The 21,690-nt window shown below is 58.0% G+C and carries 29 protein-coding genes and 1 pseudogene; 15 read left to right on the top strand and 15 right to left on the bottom strand.

All coding sequences use genetic code 11. The annotated features are described in order from the left end of the window. Nucleotides 1-19: 19 nt before the first annotated feature. Nucleotides 20-352 carry a hypothetical protein gene (locus tag FHX14_RS26645; RefSeq protein WP_184379840.1) on the top strand — a complete coding sequence of 111 codons (333 nt, stop codon included), beginning with the start codon at nucleotides 20-22 and terminating at the stop codon, nucleotides 350-352. A gap of 43 nt (nucleotides 353-395) precedes the next feature. Here the strand turns inward: FHX14_RS26645 and FHX14_RS26640 are convergent, their stop codons facing one another. Beyond that, a complete protein-coding gene (locus FHX14_RS26640; protein WP_184379838.1) occupies nucleotides 396-1,784 on the bottom strand; it encodes a hypothetical protein in 1,389 nt (462 codons plus the stop codon). Between the two features lie 10 nt (nucleotides 1,785-1,794). Continuing rightward, nucleotides 1,795-2,088, bottom strand: coding sequence for a hypothetical protein (locus tag FHX14_RS26635; RefSeq protein ID WP_184379836.1), 294 nt, complete (start codon nucleotides 2,086-2,088; stop codon nucleotides 1,795-1,797). Between the two features lie 406 nt (nucleotides 2,089-2,494). Here FHX14_RS26635 and FHX14_RS26630 point away from each other — a divergent pair, with 406 nt between their 5' ends. Next, a complete protein-coding gene (locus FHX14_RS26630; RefSeq protein ID WP_170262592.1) occupies nucleotides 2,495-2,836 on the top strand; it encodes a helix-turn-helix transcriptional regulator in 342 nt (113 codons plus the stop codon). 32 nt (nucleotides 2,837-2,868) lie between these two features. Here FHX14_RS26630 and FHX14_RS26625 read toward each other — a convergent pair whose 3' ends face one another. The 6 genes from FHX14_RS26625 to FHX14_RS26600 are packed head-to-tail and all read right to left on the bottom strand — an operon-like array spanning nucleotide 2,869 to nucleotide 6,077. Continuing rightward, on the bottom strand, nucleotides 2,869-3,414 hold the full coding sequence (locus FHX14_RS26625) for a hypothetical protein (RefSeq protein WP_168320235.1): 546 nt from the start codon (nucleotides 3,412-3,414) through the stop codon (nucleotides 2,869-2,871). A gap of 19 nt (nucleotides 3,415-3,433) precedes the next feature. Beyond that, entirely contained in the window at nucleotides 3,434-3,805 is a 372-nt protein-coding gene (locus tag FHX14_RS26620; protein WP_184379834.1) for a hypothetical protein, read from the bottom strand. Between the two features lie 8 nt (nucleotides 3,806-3,813). Further along, nucleotides 3,814-4,128, bottom strand: coding sequence for a hypothetical protein (locus FHX14_RS26615; RefSeq protein ID WP_184379832.1), 315 nt, complete (start codon nucleotides 4,126-4,128; stop codon nucleotides 3,814-3,816). 25 nt (nucleotides 4,129-4,153) lie between these two features. Beyond that, entirely contained in the window at nucleotides 4,154-4,714 is a 561-nt protein-coding gene (locus FHX14_RS26610) for a thermonuclease family protein (protein ID WP_246713463.1), read from the bottom strand. Between the two features lie 32 nt (nucleotides 4,715-4,746). After that, nucleotides 4,747-5,379, bottom strand: a complete 633-nt coding sequence (locus FHX14_RS26605; protein WP_184379830.1) for a thermonuclease family protein — start codon at nucleotides 5,377-5,379, stop codon at nucleotides 4,747-4,749. Nucleotides 5,380-5,396: 17 nt separating this feature from the next. Continuing rightward, on the bottom strand, nucleotides 5,397-6,077 hold the full coding sequence (locus FHX14_RS26600; RefSeq protein WP_184379828.1) for a thermonuclease family protein: 681 nt from the start codon (nucleotides 6,075-6,077) through the stop codon (nucleotides 5,397-5,399). Nucleotides 6,078-6,205: 128 nt separating this feature from the next. On the opposite strand from FHX14_RS26600, the gene FHX14_RS26595 reads away from it, so the two are divergent. From FHX14_RS26595 to FHX14_RS26575, 5 genes are all read left to right on the top strand, one after another. Continuing rightward, the gene (locus FHX14_RS26595; RefSeq protein ID WP_184379826.1) at nucleotides 6,206-6,604 is read left to right on the top strand and encodes a hypothetical protein; all 399 of its coding nucleotides are present in this window, start codon (nucleotides 6,206-6,208) and stop codon (nucleotides 6,602-6,604) included. A gap of 140 nt (nucleotides 6,605-6,744) precedes the next feature. Continuing rightward, entirely contained in the window at nucleotides 6,745-7,494 is a 750-nt protein-coding gene (locus FHX14_RS26590) for an AAA family ATPase (RefSeq protein WP_168320229.1), read from the top strand. A 4-nt stretch (nucleotides 7,495-7,498) separates the two neighbouring features. Then, nucleotides 7,499-7,900, top strand: coding sequence for a hypothetical protein (locus tag FHX14_RS26585; RefSeq protein WP_168320228.1), 402 nt, complete (start codon nucleotides 7,499-7,501; stop codon nucleotides 7,898-7,900). A 3-nt stretch (nucleotides 7,901-7,903) separates the two neighbouring features. Continuing rightward, nucleotides 7,904-8,296 carry a hypothetical protein gene (locus tag FHX14_RS26580; RefSeq protein WP_184379805.1) on the top strand — a complete coding sequence of 131 codons (393 nt, stop codon included), beginning with the start codon at nucleotides 7,904-7,906 and terminating at the stop codon, nucleotides 8,294-8,296. After that, a complete protein-coding gene (locus FHX14_RS26575) occupies nucleotides 8,262-10,283 on the top strand; it encodes a hypothetical protein (protein ID WP_184379804.1) in 2,022 nt (673 codons plus the stop codon). Before FHX14_RS26580 ends, FHX14_RS26575 begins: the two co-directional genes overlap by 35 nt. Here the strand turns inward: FHX14_RS26575 and FHX14_RS26570 are convergent. Next, a complete protein-coding gene (locus tag FHX14_RS26570; protein WP_184379802.1) occupies nucleotides 10,280-10,957 on the bottom strand; it encodes a hypothetical protein in 678 nt (225 codons plus the stop codon). The two genes, FHX14_RS26575 and FHX14_RS26570, sit on opposite strands and share 4 nt — an antisense overlap. A gap of 263 nt (nucleotides 10,958-11,220) precedes the next feature. Between FHX14_RS26570 and FHX14_RS26565 the strand changes: the two genes are divergently transcribed. Then, nucleotides 11,221-12,831, top strand: a complete 1,611-nt coding sequence (locus tag FHX14_RS26565; RefSeq protein WP_184379800.1) for a hypothetical protein — start codon at nucleotides 11,221-11,223, stop codon at nucleotides 12,829-12,831. Continuing rightward, entirely contained in the window at nucleotides 12,821-13,825 is a 1,005-nt protein-coding gene (locus FHX14_RS26560; protein ID WP_184379798.1) for a dienelactone hydrolase-related enzyme, read from the top strand. The genes FHX14_RS26565 and FHX14_RS26560 overlap by 11 nt, the downstream gene beginning before the upstream one ends. A 434-nt stretch (nucleotides 13,826-14,259) precedes the next feature. Here FHX14_RS26560 and FHX14_RS26555 read toward each other — a convergent pair whose 3' ends face one another. Beyond that, a complete protein-coding gene (locus FHX14_RS26555; RefSeq protein ID WP_184379796.1) occupies nucleotides 14,260-14,856 on the bottom strand; it encodes a cation transporter in 597 nt (198 codons plus the stop codon). 31 nt (nucleotides 14,857-14,887) lie between these two features. Then, nucleotides 14,888-15,331, bottom strand: a complete 444-nt coding sequence (locus FHX14_RS26550; RefSeq protein WP_184379794.1) for a helix-turn-helix domain-containing protein — start codon at nucleotides 15,329-15,331, stop codon at nucleotides 14,888-14,890. Between the two features lie 74 nt (nucleotides 15,332-15,405). On the opposite strand from FHX14_RS26550, the gene FHX14_RS26545 reads away from it, so the two are divergent. The 4 genes from FHX14_RS26545 to FHX14_RS26530 are packed head-to-tail and all read left to right on the top strand — an operon-like array spanning nucleotide 15,406 to nucleotide 17,472. Next, on the top strand, nucleotides 15,406-15,999 hold the full coding sequence (locus FHX14_RS26545; protein ID WP_184379792.1) for a hypothetical protein: 594 nt from the start codon (nucleotides 15,406-15,408) through the stop codon (nucleotides 15,997-15,999). Next, a complete protein-coding gene (locus FHX14_RS26540) occupies nucleotides 15,996-16,379 on the top strand; it encodes a thioredoxin family protein (RefSeq protein ID WP_130661107.1) in 384 nt (127 codons plus the stop codon). Before FHX14_RS26545 ends, FHX14_RS26540 begins: the two co-directional genes overlap by 4 nt. A 4-nt stretch (nucleotides 16,380-16,383) precedes the next feature. Then, a complete protein-coding gene (locus tag FHX14_RS26535) occupies nucleotides 16,384-17,091 on the top strand; it encodes a cytochrome c biogenesis CcdA family protein (protein ID WP_184379790.1) in 708 nt (235 codons plus the stop codon). A gap of 54 nt (nucleotides 17,092-17,145) precedes the next feature. Then, nucleotides 17,146-17,472 carry a YnfA family protein gene (locus tag FHX14_RS26530; RefSeq protein WP_184380032.1) on the top strand — a complete coding sequence of 109 codons (327 nt, stop codon included), beginning with the start codon at nucleotides 17,146-17,148 and terminating at the stop codon, nucleotides 17,470-17,472. Between the two features lie 62 nt (nucleotides 17,473-17,534). Here FHX14_RS26530 and FHX14_RS26525 read toward each other — a convergent pair whose 3' ends face one another. From FHX14_RS26525 to FHX14_RS26515, 3 genes and pseudogenes are all read right to left on the bottom strand, one after another. Continuing rightward, entirely contained in the window at nucleotides 17,535-18,464 is a 930-nt protein-coding gene (locus FHX14_RS26525) for a sulfite exporter TauE/SafE family protein (protein WP_184379788.1), read from the bottom strand. 206 nt (nucleotides 18,465-18,670) lie between these two features. Beyond that, complete coding sequence (locus FHX14_RS26520) at nucleotides 18,671-18,910, bottom strand: hypothetical protein (RefSeq protein WP_184379786.1); 240 nt, start codon at nucleotides 18,908-18,910, stop codon at nucleotides 18,671-18,673. Between the two features lie 142 nt (nucleotides 18,911-19,052). Then, nucleotides 19,053-19,503: pseudogene (locus FHX14_RS26515) on the bottom strand (Ku protein); the annotation flags it as partial. A gap of 139 nt (nucleotides 19,504-19,642) precedes the next feature. Here FHX14_RS26515 and FHX14_RS26510 point away from each other — a divergent pair. Then, on the top strand, nucleotides 19,643-19,903 hold the full coding sequence (locus tag FHX14_RS26510) for a DUF982 domain-containing protein (RefSeq protein ID WP_184379784.1): 261 nt from the start codon (nucleotides 19,643-19,645) through the stop codon (nucleotides 19,901-19,903). 113 nt (nucleotides 19,904-20,016) lie between these two features. Further along, nucleotides 20,017-20,436 carry a hypothetical protein gene (locus FHX14_RS26505; RefSeq protein ID WP_184379782.1) on the top strand — a complete coding sequence of 140 codons (420 nt, stop codon included), beginning with the start codon at nucleotides 20,017-20,019 and terminating at the stop codon, nucleotides 20,434-20,436. Nucleotides 20,437-20,720: 284 nt separating this feature from the next. Here the strand turns inward: FHX14_RS26505 and FHX14_RS26500 are convergent. Continuing rightward, nucleotides 20,721-21,669 (bottom strand): IS630 family transposase gene (locus FHX14_RS26500; RefSeq protein WP_184379780.1). Its coding sequence is split into 2 segments (ribosomal slippage): nucleotides 20,721-21,332 and nucleotides 21,334-21,669, totalling 948 coding nucleotides; the frame shifts between segments, so codons are not numbered across the junction. Nucleotides 21,670-21,690: the final 21 nt, after the last annotated feature.

Here is a 21,690-nt window from a genome sequence, read left to right as displayed (position 1 = left end):
CTGCCAGGGAGAACAATACATGGGTGAGATCCGACATTTCTTACACGGCGATATTTCAAAAAATGGTCATCTCAAACGAATTGTCGCTGCCGCCAAGGCTGACGCCGGCGTTTGGCTGATGGTGAAGGAGCGCCAAATGGAAAGTCAAACGATCGAAGCCGAAGTTGACCTGGAGGGCGATGGTGAGGATGCGATCGACAAGTCGGCGCCGGCGAGGCTGACGCCCACGATCACAGAACTGGCTGACGACCTCGTCTGGAGCATGTTCGGAACTTGCCCACCCAAGGTGCTGGTGATCATCCAACAGGCGCTCCTCAATGCGGCGAGAGTCGAGCTAAGCGCTGTCCGGTGAAGGCAAATCAGACGCTGCGGAAAATGGCGACCACAATTGATGTTCAGGTCAGGATGTCGTCATCGGAAGTTGGCGAGATATTGTTTCTGGCCTGACGAACTTGATCGATCACCCAGTCTTGTAGCCGCCTGGCGGTGTCTGCGGCCTGCGCTTCTATGAGGTCCTTGGGGAAAATGCCAAAGATCGGCCCGAGATGCTTCATGCGAGGCAGCGTCCTTTCCTTGGCTTCCCGATATTGGTCGGTCTCCATCCCAAAGGCTTCGACGATGAGGTTCACCGGCCGGGATCGTCGATACGACGCCTCCAATATGAAGTCCGGTCTGCACAGTCCAATCGGAGTTTCCAATGCGAATAGCGGCTTGGTGATCTTGATGCGAAGATCCGGCGCGGCGTCGAAGAGAGCTTGCTGCAGCCAGAACAGCAAATGCGAAACGTCTCTTTCGAATCCCGATTCCACGGGGAAAAGCGTGTCGCCATTGTAGACCGGCTGGGCATAGGCCTGGACCGCCCGCGCCGGCCCTTCGTCATCCTCCTGAAAATCGACGTTCAGCAAGGTCAGGAACGGACCTCTGAGTGCGGGATCGCCACGCAATGGCTGGCGGACTTTACCGAGCACATCGATCTTTCTCGAGGACGATGCCGGCATGATCGCCTGCGCCGACACGGTTTTGACAAACAGCAACATAAAGCCGGTTCGCCGAAGGCTCTCCGGCCAGTCGGGACGAGAGGTCCAGAGCAATCGCTGCCAACGACTATCTGGATCCCAGTAATCCGCGGCCCATGTCGACATCAGCGCGTTGAGCGTCCAGGTCCGCAGCACCCTGAGCTCCCGCGCGGCGGAACGTATCCCTGAGAGCTGACCTCCTAGTGCAAGTTCGGGATTGTCCTGCAGCGCAGGGATAACATTCGTGCCTGCCTTGTCCAGCATCAGCCACAGGATGCTCGCAAGTCTGGAAGGACGGTCGTTTCGTTCCCTCGATCGGGTGAGATCATCGTCCGAGATATCAGCAAGACGGTTGGGAATGGCCGGAAGGGCGTCGATATAGCTGCGCTCGGATTTTGGCAGCGGGCGAATCTCATAGCGACGCTCGAACAGAGGCGGAGCAGCGTCCTTGTCTACATGGAACGGGCACGTCTGCGCATGGTTTGGACGCTCTTCATGCCGGTGGGGATCCGCCTCCTTCGCGGTCAGCCGTCGTAGCGTAAATGTACGCTCCTGTTGGATCGGCGCGAGCAATGGCTGCAAGCCAGCGGCGATGCAATCGCATTCAATCCAGCCGTCCATCACTTTGGCGCGTTTGATGACCGAAAGCGCAATCGCCTCATCTTCTTTGGATGCAGCATTGCCATACCAGGCGCGCAACGCGGTTGCCTCTCGGTCGGACAGGCCGGCAAGTGGATGCACTGGACTGTTGCGAACGACGATCCGCATGCCAAGCCCTTCAATAGCCGAGGAGCCAGAGCTGATATCCGAGATATCCCACACCGGCGGCACCGCTTACGGCGACGATCGTCTCTCCCCAAGCTCGGATGTCCCAAGCCCTGCCTTTGTCGACGCGCGAACCCTCGAGCACAGCCGAAAGGAAGGCATAGACCGGGATCATCATCGCGTACCCCAGCGTGAGGCTGTCTCGGATGACGATTCCCGCGGTAAGGAAAACCGATCCGAGAACTAGGGTCGCCAAACATAGCCGCCGCAAGTCAAATCGGTAGCCACGCTTCTTAAGCGACGTCATCGAGAGCCTCCTTCGAACTCAGTCTCGAAAAATATAACTGCAGTATAAGTGGCGGGCAAGCTACGGCAAGGGGTTCGGATCTATGGAGGGACCTATCCATTTGCCAATTGAAGACGGTGCCCCAACTACGGGGCTCAGTGATCCGAGGAGGCTCCGCCATCCTCTTGCAGGGCGTGATCGTCGCGGTATAAGACGTGTAACAAAGTTGTGAATGCTTGGATGCAAGAGATAGGCAACAAAGGGTTTACGCTTGGTCATCATGGTCTCTAGCCGGCGTCAGGCATTGGATGAGCAGTAGAATTCCGAACAAATCCCGGGCCAGCAGCTGTGGCAGTACCCTCTGTCGGCGGGATAATACGTTTGCTGGTCCCGTATCGAGCACATCTTCCGCCAGGGAAGGCGTTTCATGTCTCGTGTGAAAGACGATCAGTCCGGCAACGCAGTGGACGTCTCGATATTGAAGGCACTATCGTTTCAAGAAAGGCTGGCAATCGGCCTGCGCCGATTGAAGGCCGAGCGCGGCCTAACGAACAAGGATCTGGCCGAACAACTCGGTGTATCAGAGGCCTATATGTCGCAAGTGACCCGCTGCATGCGTGACGTCAAGCTGTCGACGCTCGACAAGATGCAGCGGGAGTGGAATGTCATTATCGAGGATTTGCTCAGGGTCACCGAAGACGATCTCTCTCGGATAGAAGCGTTGAAAGCCCGCCGTGGGAAGAAAAAAGCTCCCGAGACCGCGACCTGATTTTCTCCTTCATAGCGTGGGATCGGCCCGGACTAGTGATCGAGGTTAAACCAGAATCTTTCCTTCATGCCTTGGTCATTCGGGATATCGAAGAAATAGGGATCAGCGCGCCGCGGTCGCGGGGTGGCAACTTGCTGGATGCAACCATCACGACCATTTCCGAAACTGCGCCCCATCGTCATACCCGACTGCCTCGCATTGGCATTGCGCTCGATCGGTGAATGGCAGACATCGACCGTTTTGGTGCACCGGTCGGGCTCGCCGCGCCACCCACCGTCGCCTTGCGAGCTATATCCGACCGTCGTTCCGGCCGGGCAATCCTCGTAGTTTTCTCGGCCCGGCTTGCCGGCATTGGCCTCATGGCAAATCGGCCAGGAAAATCCCGGTTCCTTCATCGCGGCAATGAGCTTCGTCATAGGTGGAACGCAATAGGCAACGCCGTGCCAAGACGGATTCTTTGATGCCGCGCACAATAGAACTTGGCACCCCCACGAGGCGTCCTCGGCTTTTGCGCCGCCGGCCGGGGCGCCAAGGCCTGTCCCTGTCAATGTTGCGACCAAAATCAGCAACGGTCTCATAATTCGCCTCCGTTATCGACTACTGGATTTGCGCCCAGGCACCGTCGATCCTCGCAAAGGAAAGCACGCCCGGTTGCGCCACGCCGGCAAAGGAGCCTGACGTTGTTGTGATGATGACGGTACACGTGACGCCAGGTATTGCCTCGCGCGGCTTGCACTCCGAGATCCTGATTGAACGGCCTGACTTCGCGATCGCAGCACTTGCCTCTTCGTCACTCGGAGCGTCGACAGGCGATGGTTGCTGCGTCGACTCCTTCAGTCGGACGATCTCTTTTTCCAGGTCTGCGATATAACCGGTTCGCGCCAGCTCACTGATCGCATATCCTCCCGCTGTTCCCGCAAGGAGGGCGATGGTGGCAGCAATAACCGCGGTATCGGGGCGCTTAGCCATCGGGAACCTCAATACCCCTCGATGCCCAGTCGCTTGAGGACAGCAACCGGATCGGTCTCGCACACCGTCTTCCAGTCCGCGTGCTCGGCGCAGGCGTAGGCGTATTGGCTAAGGTCTGCCGATGACAGATCGGCGAGCCTGTTGCCAATTGCTTTCCATTGCTGCACCTCCGCCGGATCGCAACCGGCGCCCCCCGCGCCGCAAAAGTCCGGATCACGCTGCTCGGTCAGATTAGGAGTGGCGCCATCTTGCGCGCCGCTCGCGACCGGAGCGAGGACGAGCAGAATTGCCGCGACACCGAGGGAGCAAAAGATGCGATTCATTCAATCTCCTTACACGTCTTTGAGTTTACCGAGCCGCTTGGGTAACAGGCAAAGGCAGGGGCAGGCCCGTCTCGGCTTCTGGTGATTGGCCGTCCGACTTCTCTGCGGCCACAGTCGATGCGGTGTAAAGCCAAGGGGGAAGCAGGTCCGGTGACGACCAGACTCCAAAGCCCAGCCCCCTGGCTTTCCGCTCAATATCGAAATAGGCAGGGACTTGTGGCTCGTTGCGGTAGTTGAATGCGTAACCGATACCCTCCGCAATTGCCGTTGCTGCCAGATTTGTTTCGCCGACAAAGCAATGGGCGATCAGGATCTTGTTGGTGTCGCGGCCAATTGGCGCGCAGTTGACGTTCTGCCCAAGTGTCCGGAGGATCATCCAGGCACGCGAAACCTGACCGGCGGGCCACTCCACGCCATCGCTCGTTGCGGTCTGCTCAAGGCGAGGGGCTTCATACCCAGCCAGGCGGATGATCTGTCGGCTCTTGACGAATTCGAACGTGGTCGCATCAACGACCTGAACCTTGCCGTAGATCTGACGCGGCACATCGGACGGGCGGCTTTGCGCAAGCAACGCCGTCGGGACCATTACGAGCCATAGTATCGAGGCAGCCGCAACTCTCATTGTTGTGCCCCCGCCTGTTGTTGGAGAACGGAAACCGGATGCGGTAGGTCCGAATAGGCCCAGAGTCCGGCGCGCGCCGAACGTGCACTTTCCTCCGCAACCCGGTAACCTGGAACAATCAGTCGCCCCGCGCTGTCGACGGCGGCAAATCCCCAACCTTGCGCAATCATATAGGTTGCCAGATCGTACCGATGCTGACCTGTCGTCGTCTGGCATGCGACGACGGCGTTGTTCTGGTCGAGATTTTTGATGGTCGCGCAGACAGGCTTCGTGTCCCGGATCAATGCCTGCGCGATGATCAGATCCAGCTCTCCGCAGTCCCTGGTAACACCGGCTGAGACGGTGACATTGGTTCCTCGAAGACAAGACTGCAGGCCATAGAGCCGATAGCGTCGGCCACTAGAGATCCAGGTGTCGCCCGTCTCGAATTGTGCCTCCGTCGGAAACGGAACGAATTCGGGTTGGGCGCCACCAGCGTCAACGGCCGAGGGAATGTCGGTTTGCGATGCCTGAACAGGGACGACCGATGGCGAGAAATGCGGTTCGCGCGCGACATTGCCGTGGGCGAGCATCGGCATGATTGTCGTGGCAGCATAGACACCGGAAGCTGTGATCGTGGAAATGAACATGAGAAGCCCGATCCGCATCAATTGGTCGACGGATTGATCGGGGTGCGTTCCCCATCGGGATGCGCGAACTGATCGTTTGCCCAGATGCCGATTTGCTCACCGCGTGCGACTTCCTCGGCTTCCAAATATTCCGGGAAGACGGGTCGACCTGTGCGGTCACGGGCGGCGAACGCCAAGCCTTTGCTGATGAGCGCCTCGGAGAGCGATCGAACTGCGCCATTCTCGACGAAAAAACATTCGGCAAAACGCACGGTCGGTCTGCCGGGATTTTGCGCGAAAACGTGGCAAGGGAATGCATCGCCGGCACCTGCCTTTGCCTCATCCAGCGTCGCAGTCATGCCGGCAAGCGAAATCATGGCACAGGTGGTCGGCATTCCGGCAAACTCCAGTGGCTCGGTCGACAGGCAGCCCTGAACGCCGGCCAGTTTGATCACGGAACCATCGGCGCCGAGAAAAGCGGTGCCGCTCAGCGCGGCTTCTGGGCTAATGGTTTGCAGATCAAGTCGGGACGCGATCGATGGGGTGTCCAGCGGTATTTGCGGTCCGGGGATCAGGTCGCGGCCCTCTGCATAGGCGTTCTGATAATAGCTGACAAACTCAGAGGTCGTGCCGGCCCGCGCGACAAAGGGCAGGGCGATCAGGGCATTGAGAAGGGTGCAAAAGAGGAGGCGGTCGTACCGCCATGCGCCATTGTTCATGCTCGCATCCGTCATCAGTTGACTATCTTCAACATGCACGAAATTATACTGCAGTGCAAGTCTGGAAAATATCCGAGGATTGCAGTATGTGTTGTCGGACACTGGAAACGTGCAGATGGAGAAAGGTAATGTCGGCGGCAAGAAAGGCGCTTAGGGTCGTTGTTTTTCCATTCCGGGCGGCATGGTTTCTGATGTTGATCGCGAATTTTCTGGCCGTCTCGGGCGTCTGCCTTCTCGTCGCGGCCTTCGTTGCATATGGCATCGCCCTGGCGTTTTCGTATGCCTTTATGCCGGCAGAATGGACGCACGCGCTATGGCAATGGGCGGTCGATCTTTATGCTCAGTCTTCCTGGTTCAGGGCTGCCACGATCACTTTCTTCACATTGCTTTTCTCGACCATCCTACGATTTTGGCCGGCCAGGGACCCGATGGCGGATGCAGCCCGTGAGCGCGAGATCACCCGGCAGAATGACGATCTGATCGCCGCGCGGCAGCAGGACAAGCTACGAGCCAGGCTTCGGACCTGAAGGCAGGGCGGCATGTTTACGGGATGTTGGAGCGCGCGCACAGCGGCCTTGTCTCCAAATGCTTAGGCGGCCGGCCGCCACTGCGATCGAACACAGCCAGCCGAGACGGCGACTTTTGATCCAGGGGTAAGAGGGATTCCATGACAGTTAAACCACTTTCGCTTGCTATCTCGACGTTCAAAGGTGGTGCGGGAAAATCGACCCTGAATGTCAACCTTGCAGCGGAGTTCGCGCAACAGGGACATAGAACGCTGCTCATCGACTGCGACGAGCAGGAGTCGTCGACGCGCTGGTACAATGTCTCGATGAAGCGCGGCTTGCTGCCGACCGATGGCACGTTGCTGCATCTGCGAGTGGCGCCCGGGGACCGGTTTCGTGACCGGCTAGCCGACGCGCCCGAGGCGGATATTCGCATCTATGACGTTGGCGGCTACGTCCATCAGCGCGCGATTGAGGTCTATCACGAGTGCGACGCCGTCCTCATCCCGATTATTCCAGAACCGACCGCCGCGACGTCGGCGATCAAGGTGGCGACCATTTTGAAGGAGATATCCAAAAAGCGGCCCCAAGGACCGATCCCTTACGCGGCGATCTGGAACTATGTCGACATGATCACCCTCAAACACAATCGGTCGCTTCCGGAAGTTCACGCGATCCTGACCAGCGGCAAGATTCCCATGGTCGAGACGATCATCCGCAAGAGCAATCATTTTAGCGATGTCGGAGCCGGCTTCGGCTCACTCTACTCCAAACTCGTCAGCATCGAGAATAATCCGTCGCTGACGCCATCGGCCAAGCGCCGGGCCTCCGAGAGTGTGCTTGACGCGATCGATCTCGTGAAGAAGATCAACAACGAGTTCATCAGCCTTCTGCAGGCGGAGGCAGTTTAGAGCGATGGCGGGAGAAAGAACACCGGCCGGCAACATTCTAGCTCTTGCCCGGTCGAGAGAGAATCAGGCGAAGGAGGTGGAGGAAACTGCCACCTCCTATATGCCGACCAATATCGACCTCGAAACGCTGATGCCCGATGGGGCTCCTGAAGGGCAGAACGAAAATTTCACCCTGGGCGATGGGTCACAGGAAACGCGCACTCAGGACAAAAGTCGACGCCGTGAACGATCGGCGTCCAAGAGCACCACAGCGGCTGGCGACGCCACGAAACGAAAGCGTATCTCGCTGTATCTCGATGATGACGTGCTAACGAAGATCTTTCGAGTTTCGCTGGAACGCCACGAGCAGCTTTCCTCCGCGACGCATCGGTTGATTGTCGAGGCTCTGAAGGCGAGGGGGCTGTAGTCCATGCGCGGACCGGCCATCATGTTCCGCCTGCCCCCTCAGGTCTTGAGCAACTTGGACGCCCTTGCCCGGAGGCTCGACGTCTCCGCCAATATAGTCGCCAAGCTCATTGTCACCAGAGAGATCATGCACATTCCTGCGATGCTCGAGGAGCACGATCGGCAGCTGGCAAACATGCACCAGTTTCTACGGGACCTCGCCTTCCGAAACGAGGAGTTTCTCTCGGAGGAAAGTGTGCATGCCGAAAGTACCAAAGCGATCGCGCATCAGCTCGAAGAAGTCATGCGCGCTCTCGATGCTATCCGAGACGCTGCCTTTATCCGGCCGTCCACATTTATAACCGACCTGATCAGGAACCGTGATGAACGATCTATCCAGAAGTCGCTCCGGCTCTAGGTCGGAAGCTCGTCGGCTGCCGAGCTATTTCGATCTCATCGAAGACGAGCTGCGCCGCCGCGGGGGTGGTGGTGGCGGAGGGAAGAAGCGACCGTCGTTCACGAACACTGGCTTGCCCTCAGCCAAGCATCCGGGCGCCGCCTCTGCATTCAGCCGCGCGTCCGGCAACAATGCGGTCGTCGTCAAGGTCCTGTCTTATGGCGCAGGCGCAAGTTCGGCCCGCAACGTCCTCGCCTATCAAAGCAAGGAAGAGAAAGCGCACGACCAGGATGGCCGTGCGGTCACCGATCTTAATGCCGCCGTGCGATCCTGGGAGAGGGAGTTTGGCAATCGGAAAGGTAGCCAGGACATTCTCCGTCTGACTTACGAGCTTGAAAAAGCCAACCGCGAGGATATAGCACGTGCCCTCGCTTCACTGGCGGAGGATGGCTTCCGTCAGGCGGGCGACACCGATCGAACCTATGCGTTCAGCGTCAGCGAGGGTATGAAGGGGCAGACCCGTCTCCATTTTGCGCTGGTGATTGCCCACGAGAAGAAGGACAGGTCGGATCGGAGCAGCGTCAACCGTATTCCTGCAGAAATCGATGATGTCCGTGCGATCGACGAGCGACTGGACAGGGCTTTGCGCGGCACCGGTACCACTCCGGTTTCGCGCTATCCGGCCGAATTCGCCTCGGGAACAAAAGGCCTGACAGCCACCCTGCATGCAATGCAACGGGCAGGGGCGGATGTAACGCTCTCGACGAAAACTCACGTCAAGGACAGGCCTGGCAAGAGCGGCCGTTATGAGCTCGGCGGAGAACGGCGCGAAGTCACGACCAAAGACCATAAGCAGCTCACGGCCGAGGGCAAGGTCGTCGGTGCTCTTATGCAGACCCGCCAGCCGCGGGATTTCATGCATCTGTTGCTGTCCGGGCCGGCCAATGTCGATCGTGACCGGTTCATCCTCGCAGGCCAAGATTTTCTGAGAGAACAATTTGCGGGCCATCGCTATGCCTACGCCGTCCATAACCGCAATGATCTTGAAAAGCATCCGCACCTGCATGTCATCGTTGCCCTGCGCAATGCGAGCGGAAAGATGCTCAATCCGAATATCCGCGACTTCACCGAATGGCGGGTCCGTTTCGCTGACAAGGCACGTGAGCGCGGCATTCCGATCGATCGCCAGAAGCGTATCGAACGTGCGGGCCCACCGCCGGTCAAACGATGGGAGTGGGAAATGTTTCGCCGGATGGGCGCAACGGCGCCAGCAAACGTAGTCGACAAGGTCAGGGCTAAGTTGCGCGACACGCCGACCGCGCCGAAGCGTGAAGAGGCCAAGAAGCGGCTCGAACAGAGCCGGCGTTCCGTCGGGCGTGTCATTCTGATGCTGGAAGGTATCGCGAAGGACCGCAGTGCACCGAGCACCGCGCGCGAGCTCAGCCATGATCTGTCCATCGGGCTTCGGCGCGAATACGGGCGACTTGAAACAGCGGTCCGCGAAGGCCGTGATCCCACACGAGAGAAAGGCGAAGACCACATGCTGCGATCCACACCCATCAGTGCCGCGCAAGCAAAAGCAGCGAAGGAAACGCTGGCGAACACCGCGCTGACGGTTGCCGCGAAGATTGCCAACCCATCTGATCGGCTGATCTTCGAACAGGCGACGAAGATCATCGGCAAGGTCGTCGGGCTGCAGCTCGACTCACGCGTTGGCAAGAATCGAGACCGAACGGAGTCTGGCAGCGATAAGCGGAATTCGGACAGTCTCGAAACCAAGTCGGCTGCCAGTCGCGATCACATTGCGGAGCAGGGTGTGGTTAATAGGAGTTCGAACAACCGTTCTCTCGACGCATCGCGCATTGCCCGGTCTAATGCCGAATATGACGCGCCGGAAGCCGATCGTTCGAACGGGGAGCGTCCGAAACCCCAGCAGCGGGATCGCGACATACCAAAATCGATCAAGCTTCGCCCGCCTCAGGAGAAGGACAGGGACCGCACCCGCTAACCCTGCGAACCGTGCTGTTGGCCACAGTTAAGCTCTCCAGCGATGGACCAGCCCAACGTCGCCTGGATCTCGGCGCGGAGTCGCTGGACCTCGGTGGCTTCAGGCGAAGACAAATTGGGGGCATGCTTTCCGCCCCCACTCTGAGCGGTTCCCTCGCTTCGGTTCTTGAAGTAGTCGATTACCGAGACACCCGCATCCTTTGCAGCGAGGCTACCAGTCGTCGAGCTGCCGATAAAAACGGTTTCCTTCTTGCCGATCCCATACCGCTTCATAACTTGGAAGATCGCTTCGGCGCCAGCCTCCTGTTGCCGATCCGCCTGGCGCTGAAGGCGGGTTCCGCTTGGATGTGGGACGTCACTCCATGCCACCCAGAAATCCGGCATGGCACCTCTGATGCTCAGTAATGCGTCAAGCAATTCGGTCAGGGTTGCGAATTCTGATCTTCCATAGGCACCCGCGTCCATCCCACGCTCGTCCGAAATAAAGCCGAAACGAGCATTGAGGTGTCGCAGATGCCTTAAAATTTCAACGAATTCTTCGTTGATATCTCCCAGCATGTAATCCCCGGAGGGACTAGTCCTTCTCAGGAGGGTGCCATCTCTCTCGAAAATGACGAGGCCGGTTGAACCAATCCTCCTAAAGATGCTGTCTGCATATTTTGCATGATTGTTCATTGGCTAAATTCCAAACCTTAAAGCCAGCTTCGTTATCGGATGGGAAATAGCGCGAGGATCTCCGGCGTTCGTACAAGCGAGGGGCAAATGGCTTCCTCCTCTCACTCGCTGCTCATCTGTTCTGAATTTAACATCCCAAACCTTCAAAATTTTGCTCCTGATAGTAGAATCGCTATGCAGTTGCGTGTTGTTGCGATACCCGTTAATCGGGCACAAACGCACGAAATCTACCGAAACGAAACGAAACCAGAGCCGGTAAGCCATTGCCAAAGAATGGAAAGTTATTTCTCCCTCCGCCGAAAGACGGAAGTGATTTCAAAGAACTCTTCAAACAATTGGCCGCGGCAGGAGCGGGCCGGCCGTTGGGAAGTGATGGCTTTCCCGCAGGCCCGTGGACGCCCGAACTTCTCGCCGAGGCGATTTCACAGATCGATTCCAACCGGACTGGGGTCGATCTGCGAACGGTCCAGCTTTGGTTTCAAGAAAATGAGAAGGGTATCAGCACGACCAATATTCGTTGGGTGGCAAGGGTCTTCGGGTGTGATGATCCGGTAGCAACAAGCGAATGGCAGATGGAGCTCAGTGCGGCGCAATCTCGGTTGACTGCCAAGAGGCGAGGTTTGAAGAAAACGGGCAGCACCGTAGCGCCGGAGGTTCCAGATCAGGCACGGTCTGCCGACGATGATGAGGTGGAGTCTCCGGCAAAACTGGAAAGGGACACTGAGGCCAATCAGCCGAGTCGACGTTTTAATTTGGCGGGAAGGTCGGAGGCGCTATTTAGCCACGGATCTCCCTTGAATTTACCCGCGTCGGTGTTTGCGGGTGCCACCGCCCTGGGGTTTCTGTCGTATATCATGGGGATCCATGACGCGACCTACAACCGGACAGATGGCCTCGTCAAACAGGTAGGTTTCCTCTGGGCGCCGAATTGGACATTCCTCTTCATGGTGTTCTTGCCGTTGTTTTTTGCGTTCGTGATAGAGTTGCTGTTGTTTTGGAAGAATGAAGGGCGCTTAAAGCTTGTAGTGCCGGGCAGCCGGATGGAAAGCGACAACGCTTGGGCGCGCAACGTAGAAGCTTCATCGTACACAAATTGGGCGGTCTTTTTGATCTGTGTGTTGTTCGCAGGTCTTTTTCAATGGATCGGCGTGTGCTTGATCCCGCTGGTAAAAGGCGGTGGCAATTACGCGATGGATTGGGGCAAGTTAGCGCTTGTGCGGCCTGAAGTCATATCGGTGCCGACGGAAGTTATATTCACAGGGCTCGCTTATCTCTACATGTGCCTGTGCTTCTACCTCTTCTTCGCAGGCCTCATTTTGCTTCATACGTTGGTTCATGACCTTTGGAAAATTGGAGAAGCATCGAAGAATCGGGCGGGAGGAGATTATGAATACGAGCTAAATGGGATCGCCTTGCTGGTGATGCGCGGAATTTTTCGGTGTACTATTTTGGGGATGCTGATCGCCATATGCATGAAGACCCAAAGCTCTTACCTAGCATCGAACGGAAAGAATATTGTCGCCTGGTTGCTCGGCGATATGTCTTCAGCCTTGTATGTGAGCAAAGATATGGGCAATGGATCCAGCTATAGGATGCCAACCCACTACAGCAGCCTTCTTGTCGCTATTTCAACCTGTATTGTCTTTCTATACGGTTCCATCCGTTTAAGTGCCGCAGACAGGTTTCATTTGCCCTTGTGGAAGATGTCAGCGGTCGTAGGGTTACTTTTTACTAGCTACCTACTGATCGACGCGTTTACAGGCTTTTCGATCATTCTCGGCATTGGGGTGCTGTTCGCGATGTACGGCCTTATTGACCCGGGGTTTGGGCGATGGAGAGCGTACGGCTTAGGAAACAATCAAAGTGTATCATAGTTGGCTTGATCGTTGGGATGAGCGGCGGGCACGGCGCGGTGAAGAATCGAAGACTGCAGCCGATTTCGTCCTTGATGCCGACCGCGCCTTTCCAGGCGCGGGGAACATAGGAAGTATCGACGAGTTTTGCGTCCTTGCGGACCAGGCCGTTTCTGATCCGTCCTTTTTCGATGAGCCGGGCGGGGACGATCAGCGTTTTCAGAGGCACGATGAGTGGCTCATATTTCCATCGGGCATGTCTACTGACGTTGAAGAAAACAACGTCGTCTGGGCGAAAATCACAGAAAGCGGCTCCTTCAATAGGGTGATGGTGATTTTTCACCACTGGAATGCAAGCACCCGAAATCACCAGATTGCCAAATTTTTCTCGAGACGCGGCATCACGGTTGTTGAGATTGCCATGCCCTACCACTTCGAGCGCAGCCGTCCAGGCGCGGTGCACGCCGACTATATGCTGAGCGCTAATCTCGGTCGAACCATCCAGTCTGTAAGGCAGGCAGTATTGGACGGGCGCAAACTCATTCGTTGGCTGAAAAGCGAAGGCTATCGAGAGATCTCCGTCCTCGGTATGAGCTTAGGTTCCTGGGTCGCAGGGTTAATCGCTGCGCACGACCAGGCTGTGTCGAAAGCCTCGTTGTTTCTCACAGCTGGAAGTCTCGCGGATATGGTTTGGACGGGGCGGGCGACACGAGCGATACGTGAAAGCCTTGAGCCCGCTATTGAGCTGACCGATCTCAGACGTGCGTGGGGTCCGCTTAACCTAGAGAATTACGCGCATAATTTGGCACGGACCGATCTCGAACTTCACGTTGTGTTGGCTAAGAGGGACAAGGTTGTTCTGCCAGAGATATCGCAGCGGTTCATGCAGGGGCTGAAGGGCGCCGGAGTTAGGCCAAATTATTTGGAATTGAACTGTGGTCACTATTCGCTCGGCTCGCCGCCTTATATTTTGTTGGCCGGTTTGAGCCTGAAACGGTTTCTGTCGTTCTGCTAGGCTCAGAGTTCATTGATCAAGTCCAGAAGATGACGGATGCTGCGATGCGGGTGGCCGAGAAGAGGGGTGCGCGCGCAACGGTCGTACGGTGCGATGCGTCGGCATGTTGATTTCGACACGGATCTGACCGGGCTCAGTTCCGTGGAATGACATTTGGCGAGGCGTGCTTCTTGCTGCGACAGGATCGTGACCCGGCTGGGCGGAGACCGCGCTCCGCACGTTGAGGCATCGGATCCGGACATCATTACGAGGCCATGACCTCGAAAAGGACCATGACCCCAGCAAGGACAACAGGCTTGAATAGGTTCCGCAATTAAGCGTATACAGGATCAATATGCAATTCGGTCTTGAGCAGCGACCAATGCGCTGAATTGAGGAGACGTGCGTTCTGCGTCAGTTGGCTTGTTCTTCCGTAGCGGCCAATACCACGGATTTTACGCGGCGGCGTGGTGCTCTTCTCTTGCGGCCTCCCAGACCTCTTTTGCGGCATCGAGATTGATCGCGGCGATCGCCAATCCGACGATTAGATCTGGCCAGGCCGACCGCCAAAGGAACGCTGTCACCAACCCTGCGGCAATAATTGCGATGTTCGCCAGAGCATCATTGCGGGCGGACAGAAATGCCGCCCTGGTCAAGCTACCGCTGTGATGGCGGTACGCGGACAGCATGAACGCGCAGGAGAGGTTGACAACCAGGGCGCCGGCGCCCGTCAAGCCTAGAGCGAGTGGCTCTGGCGCAACCATGGTCATGAAGTGCTGATAGGCGGTCCAGAGCGTTGCCACGCCGGGCGCGAGAAGGATCAGCGCCAGCGCCATCCCGACACGGGCGCGGCCCCGCGCGGACCACCCAAGAGCGAGCAGTATGAGTAGATTGACCGACGCGTCCTCAAGGAAATCGACGCTGTCGGCAAAAAGCGATACAGATCCGATCTTCAGAGCGACCGCGAATTCAATGCCGAAATAGGCGAGGTTCAGAAAAGCCACCAGCGCAACAACCTTGCGCAGTTGCGTATCCAGGTATCGATTGAGCATATGAGGGTTTCCTAGTCGGCATGGGATATTTTTAGCCGCAGCAACCCTTTGTCGGTGGGTTGGCCATGTCCTTGAAGATCACGCAGTCGCTGCCGGGGCCACCGGCGCATGCATCATTGCATCGCATTACGAACCCCTGAAGGCGGGTTTCCAACGCGCGTAGCTCGACCATCCTGGCGCGGACCTCATCAAGATGCGCCTGCGCGATATCGCGCGTCTCGACACAGTCCCGCTCTGAGCTGATCGACAAATCCAGCAAAACACGGACCTGTTCGATGCTGAAGCCGAAATCACGGCATTGCTTGATGAATGTCAGCCGACCAACGTCGGATTCATCGTAGTTGCGCTGTCCGCTTGCCGTCCGGTTTGCGGGCGGCAAAAGGCCGATCTCCTCGTAGTAACGGATCGTCGGCGTACTGGTGCCCGTCGCCTTGGCAAGGGCGCCGATGGTGAACACGCGGATGTGAACGTTCATGGCAAATTATCTCCTTGCCCTTCAAGCTACTTGAAGGAGTACGGTTCGACCAGCCTGAAAATAGGAGGTCGAAGATGAATACCGGAATGAAGCTGACCGGCGCCGCAGTCGCGGCCTGCGCCGCGTGCTGCGCGGTCAGCGTCGTGCCCCTTATGCTCGCCAGCGTCGGAACGGTTCTTGTCGGCAGTGCGCTTGTCAAATGGGGTGCTATCGCGGTCTTGCTGATTGTGCCAGTTGTAGGGCTGCTGTTGCTGTCACGGCGAAAGGCTGCGCCACAGGCTGTTGAAAACCATATGCCGACGAACAGCTGCGGCTGCGGCTCTTGCGGCACGGACGTCAAACAAGAGGCGCCGATCGCCTGCACGCTCGACGCCAACGAATTCAAGGCCCGGACCGAGCTCATCCACAAGCTGACATCGCGCCATCTTCGACAGGCAACACGAACCGCCCTGCGCCTGAACCTGACCTATGCGCCCGAAGCGCTTTCCGAGGTCCGGGAACTGGTGCGGAAGGAGCAAGCTTGCTGCGCCTTCTTGACCTTCGATCTTAGGCACGACGCCACTGGCGTCTTCGTCACCATCATCGCGCCACAGGCCGCAGCCGCTGCTGCCGGCGACCTGTTCGCCCACCTAGCACCTGCAGCCCTAACCATGGAGACTTCCGCATGAACCGCCGTCAACTCCTTCTTTCCTTCGCCGCTGTCACCCTCGCGATCGCGACACCCGCCTTTGCTGCCAGTACCGACCCGATACCAGGTTTCACTGAGGCGGTTGCCGCGGGCGGTCCGGTCCTCGTCCACGTCACCGCACCCTGGTGCGGAGAGTGCAAGCTTCAGAAGCCGATCGTCGCCAAGCTTCTCGGCACACCTGACTTCAAAGAGATGAAAGAGTTCAAGGTCGATTTTGATACGCAGAAAGACGCCCTGAAACTGCTGCATGTCCAGATGCAAAGCACATTGATCGTCTATAAGGACGGCAAGGAGGTCGACCGGATGACCGGTAAGACCAAGCCGGCCGTGATCGAGGCAATCATGCGCAAGGCGCTGTAAGTCGATGCTGCTCGCGCTACTCGCCGGTATCCTGTCTATCCTGTCGCCCTGTGTCCTGCCGCTTGTCCCCGTCGTTCTGACGGGCGCCGTGGCGCAACACCGCCTTGCGCCGCTGGCTTTGGCTACCGGCGTGGCGCTGTCGTTCACGGCGATCGGCCTGTTCGTCGCCACCATCGGGTTCTCGATCGGCCTGGACATGACCGTCTTCCGCACCGGCGCGGCAGTGCTGTTGATCCTTGTCGGCGCGGTGCTGGTGGTGCCGCGCCTGCAGGTTGGTTTTGCCACCGCGGCAGGACCGGTGAGCAACTGGACGCAAAACCGCTTCGGCGGCCTGTCCACCTCGGGCATCTCAGGACAGTTCGGTGTCGGCCTACTCCTCGGCGCGGTATGGACGCCCTGTGTCGGCCCAACGCTGGGTGCTGCCTCCATCATGGCCGCCCGCGGCGAAAATCTTGGCATGGTCGCATTGACCATGCTGGCCTTCGGCATAGGCACCGCCTTGCCCTTGTTGGTGCTGTCGGCGCTGTCGCGCGAAGCGCTGCTTCGCTGGCGCGGGCGCATGATGAGCACAGCCAGCGGCCTCAAAATGGCACTTGGCGCGCTGCTCATTCTAGCCGGCGCCATGACGCTCACTGGCTTCGACCGCACGGTTCAAACGGTCCTGCTTGACGCCCTGCCGAGCTGGATGCTGTCCCTCACCACCGCGATCTGAATATCCAATCCCAGCGTCTGGCGCCGCTTCCCAAATTGTGAAAATGTGACAGGTATGTTGACCTTATTTGCATATGTGGGCGCGGCTCTCGCTGAAATCGCCGGCTGCTTTGCCTTCTGGGCCTGGCTGCGGCTCGACAAATCGCCGTGGTGGCTGGCGCCGGGCATGGCGTCCCTGGCGCTATTCGCTTATCTCCTGACGCTGGTCGATAGCGAAGCCGCGGGAAGAACCTATGCGGCCTATGGCGGCGTTTACATCGTCGCCGCTATTCTATGGCTTTGGACGGTAGAAGGCCACAGGCCCGATCGCTGGGATATGACAGGTGCGGTCGTATGTTTGATCGGAGCTGGCATTATCTTGTGGGGGCCGCGCGCGGCCTAAGCGCGGCGAGCGTCTGCCTGCGAGCTGCATCCGCGACCTCTCTTCGATTTTATCGTCGGCTCCTATTTGTGCTGCCAAACCTTGTAGGCCGAAATCAACAGGATCGCGGCGAGCGCCGGCAGTAAAAACTCATTCGGGACAATGCCGAGGAGGTAGCCTCCGATGAAGGCGCCGAAGACCGAGCCGATGGCCATGATCAGGACGAATCCTTTGTTGCGTCCAAGTACGGAAAAGCTTTGATCGCGGCTATAGCGCGAAAAACCGATCAGCATTGTCGGCAGGCTTACGGCCAGAGATAGGCTTCCGGCGAGCTTGATATCTGCACCAAAGAGCAGGACCAGCGTCGGAATAAGAAGCTCACCGCCTGCCACTCCAAGCAAGGCCGCGACCACTCCGATAATGAAACCCGCGACGACGCCGGCGATGATTTGCGCAACCCCCCTCAGAAGCGGATCATCCGCACGCGCGTTGTGTCCGAGCACGAGGACGATCGCTATGGCCACGAGCAGTATCGCAATGACTTTGTATAGCGTCTCAGATCGCAGACGCGTCGCCCAACCGGCGCCAAACCACGCACCGATGAGGCTGCCAGCCAGAAGGTTGACAATGATCGGCCAGTTAGCGGCGATCTGGCTGAACGAGATTGTTCCAGCACGGAACGGCAGTGAGAAGGCGACGACGACAAGACTCATGGCCTTGTTCAGAACGACGGCTTCAAGGGCGGCAAATTGAAACAGACCTATTAGGAGAGGCAGTCGAAACTCCGCACCGCCTAGCCCGATCAAGCCGCCAAGTGCGCCGATGATTCCGCCTGCTCCGAATGCAGCGCCCTTGTTGTCTCTCATCACGAATCCTTGCGCGCTTCTTTGAGCGGCAATCGACAGGCTTCGGATCGGCGATGCAACGAAAATCAGCTGGTCTTGTAGTGAAATGATTGCTTTCAACAACGAGGGAAGACCATGGATTATGTGCAGCTCATGAGCAGAGAGCATCGGGCGCGCGCTCGAGCTTGCGGTTGAGGACGGCAACACCGACCTTGAGAAGCAAGCAATGGTTCTTTCATATAAGGCATGCTCGATACGTCGAGGGTGCCAGCAATCTTGTCCAGCACGACTTCGAGCTGAGGCGACTATGCGTTTGCGGCAGGGCTGCTAACACCCCAATGGCAGCAGTCGACAGGATACACCAGAGCGTAGGCTCATCGGCGGGGCTCCGGCTCCCCGAGGTCCAGCATGGACCTGTCGCGGACGAGGCGCGCAAGCTCGCCTTCGTCATGAATGCCGAACTCGAACCAATCGACTAGCGTCTTGGCGGTCACGCGAGCGCCTTCGCTGCTTTTCTCGCACGATTGCTCGGCGCACCACTCGGTCAGAATGCGGTCCAGCACCTGCATGGTGTCCGTGGTCAACGGCTCTTTCGGCCAGTCGGTCTTAGCCATGTCGTCCCCCAATTTCGGCTACCCTAACGAGCAGGCGTGGGAACGCTATAGCGTGCTAGCAACAGTGGCAGGCATTTTGATCGAGCTGCGACGGAAAGAAATTTCGGGCGATAAGACTATGGAGACGTCTGGGGACAGCGGCTGGCGACCATTTCGCCGATTTCTGTTTGATGAGCTGCTGAACCAACGGAACGAGATAGGGATCGGCCGCCTCGTCGATATCCTCGAAGTAGTTCTCCTCCGGCCGAACCTCGTCGCCGAACCTGAGCGTCCAGAAGACAATCCCTTGGCCGCGCGGTTCTAGGACGACGGCGCGCTCCCGCCCGCCGCTACGAAACTTGTCGATGTCGATCGTCTTCACCGTGCCCAGGGCGGTCTAGGTCGTCGTCGGTGAGGAGCACGTAGTCGTTCTCGCCGCGGGCGTAGCCCTTGGCCTCGTTCTCGTCCTTGACGGGCTTGCCTGTGACGGAGTCGATGTACTGCGAGACGACGCGGTTGCCGGTTTCGCGGTTCAACGTGTGGAACCTGACCTTCTCTGACTCCGACGTCGCCGGCGTTATGAAGACTTTCCACTGTGCACGCTCGCCTGGCATGACGCTGTACTCCGGTTGGGCGGGGTTCTTGAATCACATCGTCAGAGCAGGCGCGCGAACGTTTCGATGTCGCAGCCCGGAGCAGAGGAACGATTCTTGCAAGGTTTCCAAAAGGTGTAGGGGATGGAGCGCCGATGTTATGAATCGGGACAACTCGGACGATTTTTCGATGCTGATGTTGGTGTTTGAGGACCGAGAAGCGTACAAGATCAAAACGCTTCACGACATGGCGAACGTGCTCCTGAACCTGTGGCCCGACGAGGAAGGCGACGCCTACGTGATCGCGGTCAAAGCATGTCTCGATGCGAAGTTCGGGGATGTTTCGCCGGAGTTCGCGCGGAGGGCGCTCATTAAGGCTGCGGAAGAAGCCGGCCTCGGCGTGATCACCATCATTCATTGATCCGCGGAGCGTGATGGCGATGCGCTCAGCAAGGCATTGATCGCGACCCTGGGTCTTCGATCACGCCGCATATTGGACTGGCGAACTCTGTGTCATCCTATATGCTTTCCAGCATGAACAGCGACATTTTCCCCAATCCGACCCTACGCGATCTGGCGTGTGAGATCGGCCAGGTCCAAATCTATTGGTGCTTCCTGGAGACCAAAATGCGCCGGCAACTGAAGGAAGCAGGACTGCAAGGGCGATTAGCCAAAGGTACCGTTTTCACTCGCTGGCGAACTTACATGGCCGAGCTTGCGGACAGGTCGGACAAGAGCGAGACAGCCGCCCAACTCGGTGCCGTAGAGAAGGTCTCGAAAATCCGCAATCTTCTAGCGCATGGCATCCAATCTGTTACAGCCGATCCTTGGGAGGCCGACAGCGCTGTGGTGGTCTGCGAAGGTCCTGATGGCTCAAATCACAGCCTTACCATTGAAACGATCCGCGGGTTGGCCGAAGAAATCGATAAAGTACGGCGGTCGCTGCGGCAGTGAGACGCTCGCTCTCGATCGTGACTGTTGCCTACTTCACCTGTACCGGCTTTTCTTCATTTTCAGACCGTCGCACTGCGTGCATCGGAGCCTGAGTGTCCAAGGGCCTTTGTTCCAGCCGGCATACAGCGCTTGAATGCGTCGAACAAGTTGTTTGCCCGTGCTGCTGGATACTTGACGTCCATGTCTCAGGTCCTTCTATCGGGCACGATTCCAGGCCTGTTCCACACCTGAGAAGCCTTCTTTCCCGCTGCCTTCGTCTTTGACGGCTCCGAGGCTAGAGCGTTTCAGGTTTTGACGGAAGCGTATCCGGCATTGTCGAAGTAGTTGCTGCATTCGCTGGGCTCGATGGTTGTGACGAGGTGTCCGATATGGCGCCAGGTGTCATTGATGGTTCGCTTCTGAGCCAGGCGCATCCAGTGCTTGATTTTGGCGAAAGCCTGTTCGATCGGATTGAGGTCGGGGGAGTATGGCGGCAAGTACCAGAGCCGAGCACCAGCGTTGCGGATCATCTGACGGATGGCGACCGACTTGTGGGAGCCGAGATTATCCATCACGACGATGTCGCCGGGTTTGAGCACCGGTACGAGTTGCTGCTCGACATAGGCGCGAAAGCACTCACCGTTGATTGGTCCATCGAAGACACAGGGTGCGGCGAGCCGATCGCAGCGCAACGCGCCGAGGAAAGTCAGGGTGCGCCAATGTCCGTGCGGCGCGAAGCTGCGCAGGCGTTTGCCCTTCGGCCCCCACCCTCGAAGCGGCGCCATGTTGGTCTTGATCCAGGTTTCATCGATGAAGACCAGCCGTCTTGGATCGAGGCCAGCCTGCCAGGATCGCCAGCGCTGTCGCCGTCGCGCGACGTCAGCGCGCGCCTGCTCAAGGGCGAACAGTGTTTTTTTTGAACCGCAATCCCTCACGCCGCAGGAACTGCCACACCGTATCGTGGGACACCTTCACCCCTCGCGCGGCCAGCTCTTCCTTCAACCTGTGCAGTGACACATGCGGCGTCTGGTTGATCCGCTCCACGATAAACGTCCGATGCGACTCCAGAACCCGCTTGCGGTGGCCGCCCATCTTCCCAGGCGCGACAGATCCGCTCGAACGATAACGCTGCGACCACTTCACCGCTGAAGACACGGCAATACCGAACCGCGCCGCAACCGACCGGCAGCTCTCACCGGCTTCGATTGCAGCAACAACACGCTCACGAAGATCATTGGAAAGAGGTCGCGTCATTCGATGCTGGCCTCCACTCCA

Source organism: Rhizobium sp. BK619, from assembly GCF_014195245.1.
Classification (GTDB): domain Bacteria; phylum Pseudomonadota; class Alphaproteobacteria; order Rhizobiales; family Rhizobiaceae; genus Rhizobium; species Rhizobium acidisoli.
This window is presented reverse-complemented; position numbering and strand designations above follow the sequence as displayed.

Excerpts from the sequence above, each read along its gene's own strand:
- FHX14_RS26645 (WP_184379840.1), top strand. The coding sequence starts at position 20 with ATGGGTGAGATCCGACATTTCTTACACGGCGATATTTCAAAAAATGGT.
- FHX14_RS26640 (WP_184379838.1), bottom strand. The coding sequence starts at position 1,784 with ATGCGGATCGTCGTTCGCAACAGTCCAGTGCATCCACTTGCCGGCCTG.
- FHX14_RS26635 (WP_184379836.1), bottom strand. The coding sequence starts at position 2,088 with ATGACGTCGCTTAAGAAGCGTGGCTACCGATTTGACTTGCGGCGGCTA.
- FHX14_RS26630 (WP_170262592.1), top strand. The coding sequence starts at position 2,495 with ATGTCTCGTGTGAAAGACGATCAGTCCGGCAACGCAGTGGACGTCTCG.
- FHX14_RS26625 (WP_168320235.1), bottom strand. The coding sequence starts at position 3,414 with ATGAGACCGTTGCTGATTTTGGTCGCAACATTGACAGGGACAGGCCTT.
- FHX14_RS26620 (WP_184379834.1), bottom strand. The coding sequence starts at position 3,805 with ATGGCTAAGCGCCCCGATACCGCGGTTATTGCTGCCACCATCGCCCTC.
- FHX14_RS26615 (WP_184379832.1), bottom strand. The coding sequence starts at position 4,128 with ATGAATCGCATCTTTTGCTCCCTCGGTGTCGCGGCAATTCTGCTCGTC.
- FHX14_RS26610 (WP_246713463.1), bottom strand. The coding sequence starts at position 4,714 with ATGGTCCCGACGGCGTTGCTTGCGCAAAGCCGCCCGTCCGATGTGCCG.
- FHX14_RS26605 (WP_184379830.1), bottom strand. The coding sequence starts at position 5,379 with ATGTTCATTTCCACGATCACAGCTTCCGGTGTCTATGCTGCCACGACA.
- FHX14_RS26600 (WP_184379828.1), bottom strand. The coding sequence starts at position 6,077 with ATGAACAATGGCGCATGGCGGTACGACCGCCTCCTCTTTTGCACCCTT.
- FHX14_RS26595 (WP_184379826.1), top strand. The coding sequence starts at position 6,206 with ATGTCGGCGGCAAGAAAGGCGCTTAGGGTCGTTGTTTTTCCATTCCGG.
- FHX14_RS26590 (WP_168320229.1), top strand. The coding sequence starts at position 6,745 with ATGACAGTTAAACCACTTTCGCTTGCTATCTCGACGTTCAAAGGTGGT.
- FHX14_RS26585 (WP_168320228.1), top strand. The coding sequence starts at position 7,499 with ATGGCGGGAGAAAGAACACCGGCCGGCAACATTCTAGCTCTTGCCCGG.
- FHX14_RS26580 (WP_184379805.1), top strand. The coding sequence starts at position 7,904 with ATGCGCGGACCGGCCATCATGTTCCGCCTGCCCCCTCAGGTCTTGAGC.
- FHX14_RS26575 (WP_184379804.1), top strand. The coding sequence starts at position 8,262 with ATGAACGATCTATCCAGAAGTCGCTCCGGCTCTAGGTCGGAAGCTCGT.
- FHX14_RS26570 (WP_184379802.1), bottom strand. The coding sequence starts at position 10,957 with ATGAACAATCATGCAAAATATGCAGACAGCATCTTTAGGAGGATTGGT.
- FHX14_RS26555 (WP_184379796.1), bottom strand. The coding sequence starts at position 14,856 with ATGCTCAATCGATACCTGGATACGCAACTGCGCAAGGTTGTTGCGCTG.
- FHX14_RS26550 (WP_184379794.1), bottom strand. The coding sequence starts at position 15,331 with ATGAACGTTCACATCCGCGTGTTCACCATCGGCGCCCTTGCCAAGGCG.
- FHX14_RS26545 (WP_184379792.1), top strand. The coding sequence starts at position 15,406 with ATGAATACCGGAATGAAGCTGACCGGCGCCGCAGTCGCGGCCTGCGCC.
- FHX14_RS26540 (WP_130661107.1), top strand. The coding sequence starts at position 15,996 with ATGAACCGCCGTCAACTCCTTCTTTCCTTCGCCGCTGTCACCCTCGCG.
- FHX14_RS26535 (WP_184379790.1), top strand. The coding sequence starts at position 16,384 with ATGCTGCTCGCGCTACTCGCCGGTATCCTGTCTATCCTGTCGCCCTGT.
- FHX14_RS26530 (WP_184380032.1), top strand. The coding sequence starts at position 17,146 with ATGTTGACCTTATTTGCATATGTGGGCGCGGCTCTCGCTGAAATCGCC.
- FHX14_RS26525 (WP_184379788.1), bottom strand. The coding sequence starts at position 18,464 with ATGCTCTCTGCTCATGAGCTGCACATAATCCATGGTCTTCCCTCGTTG.
- FHX14_RS26520 (WP_184379786.1), bottom strand. The coding sequence starts at position 18,910 with ATGGCTAAGACCGACTGGCCGAAAGAGCCGTTGACCACGGACACCATG.
- FHX14_RS26510 (WP_184379784.1), top strand. The coding sequence starts at position 19,643 with ATGAATCGGGACAACTCGGACGATTTTTCGATGCTGATGTTGGTGTTT.
- FHX14_RS26505 (WP_184379782.1), top strand. The coding sequence starts at position 20,017 with ATGAACAGCGACATTTTCCCCAATCCGACCCTACGCGATCTGGCGTGT.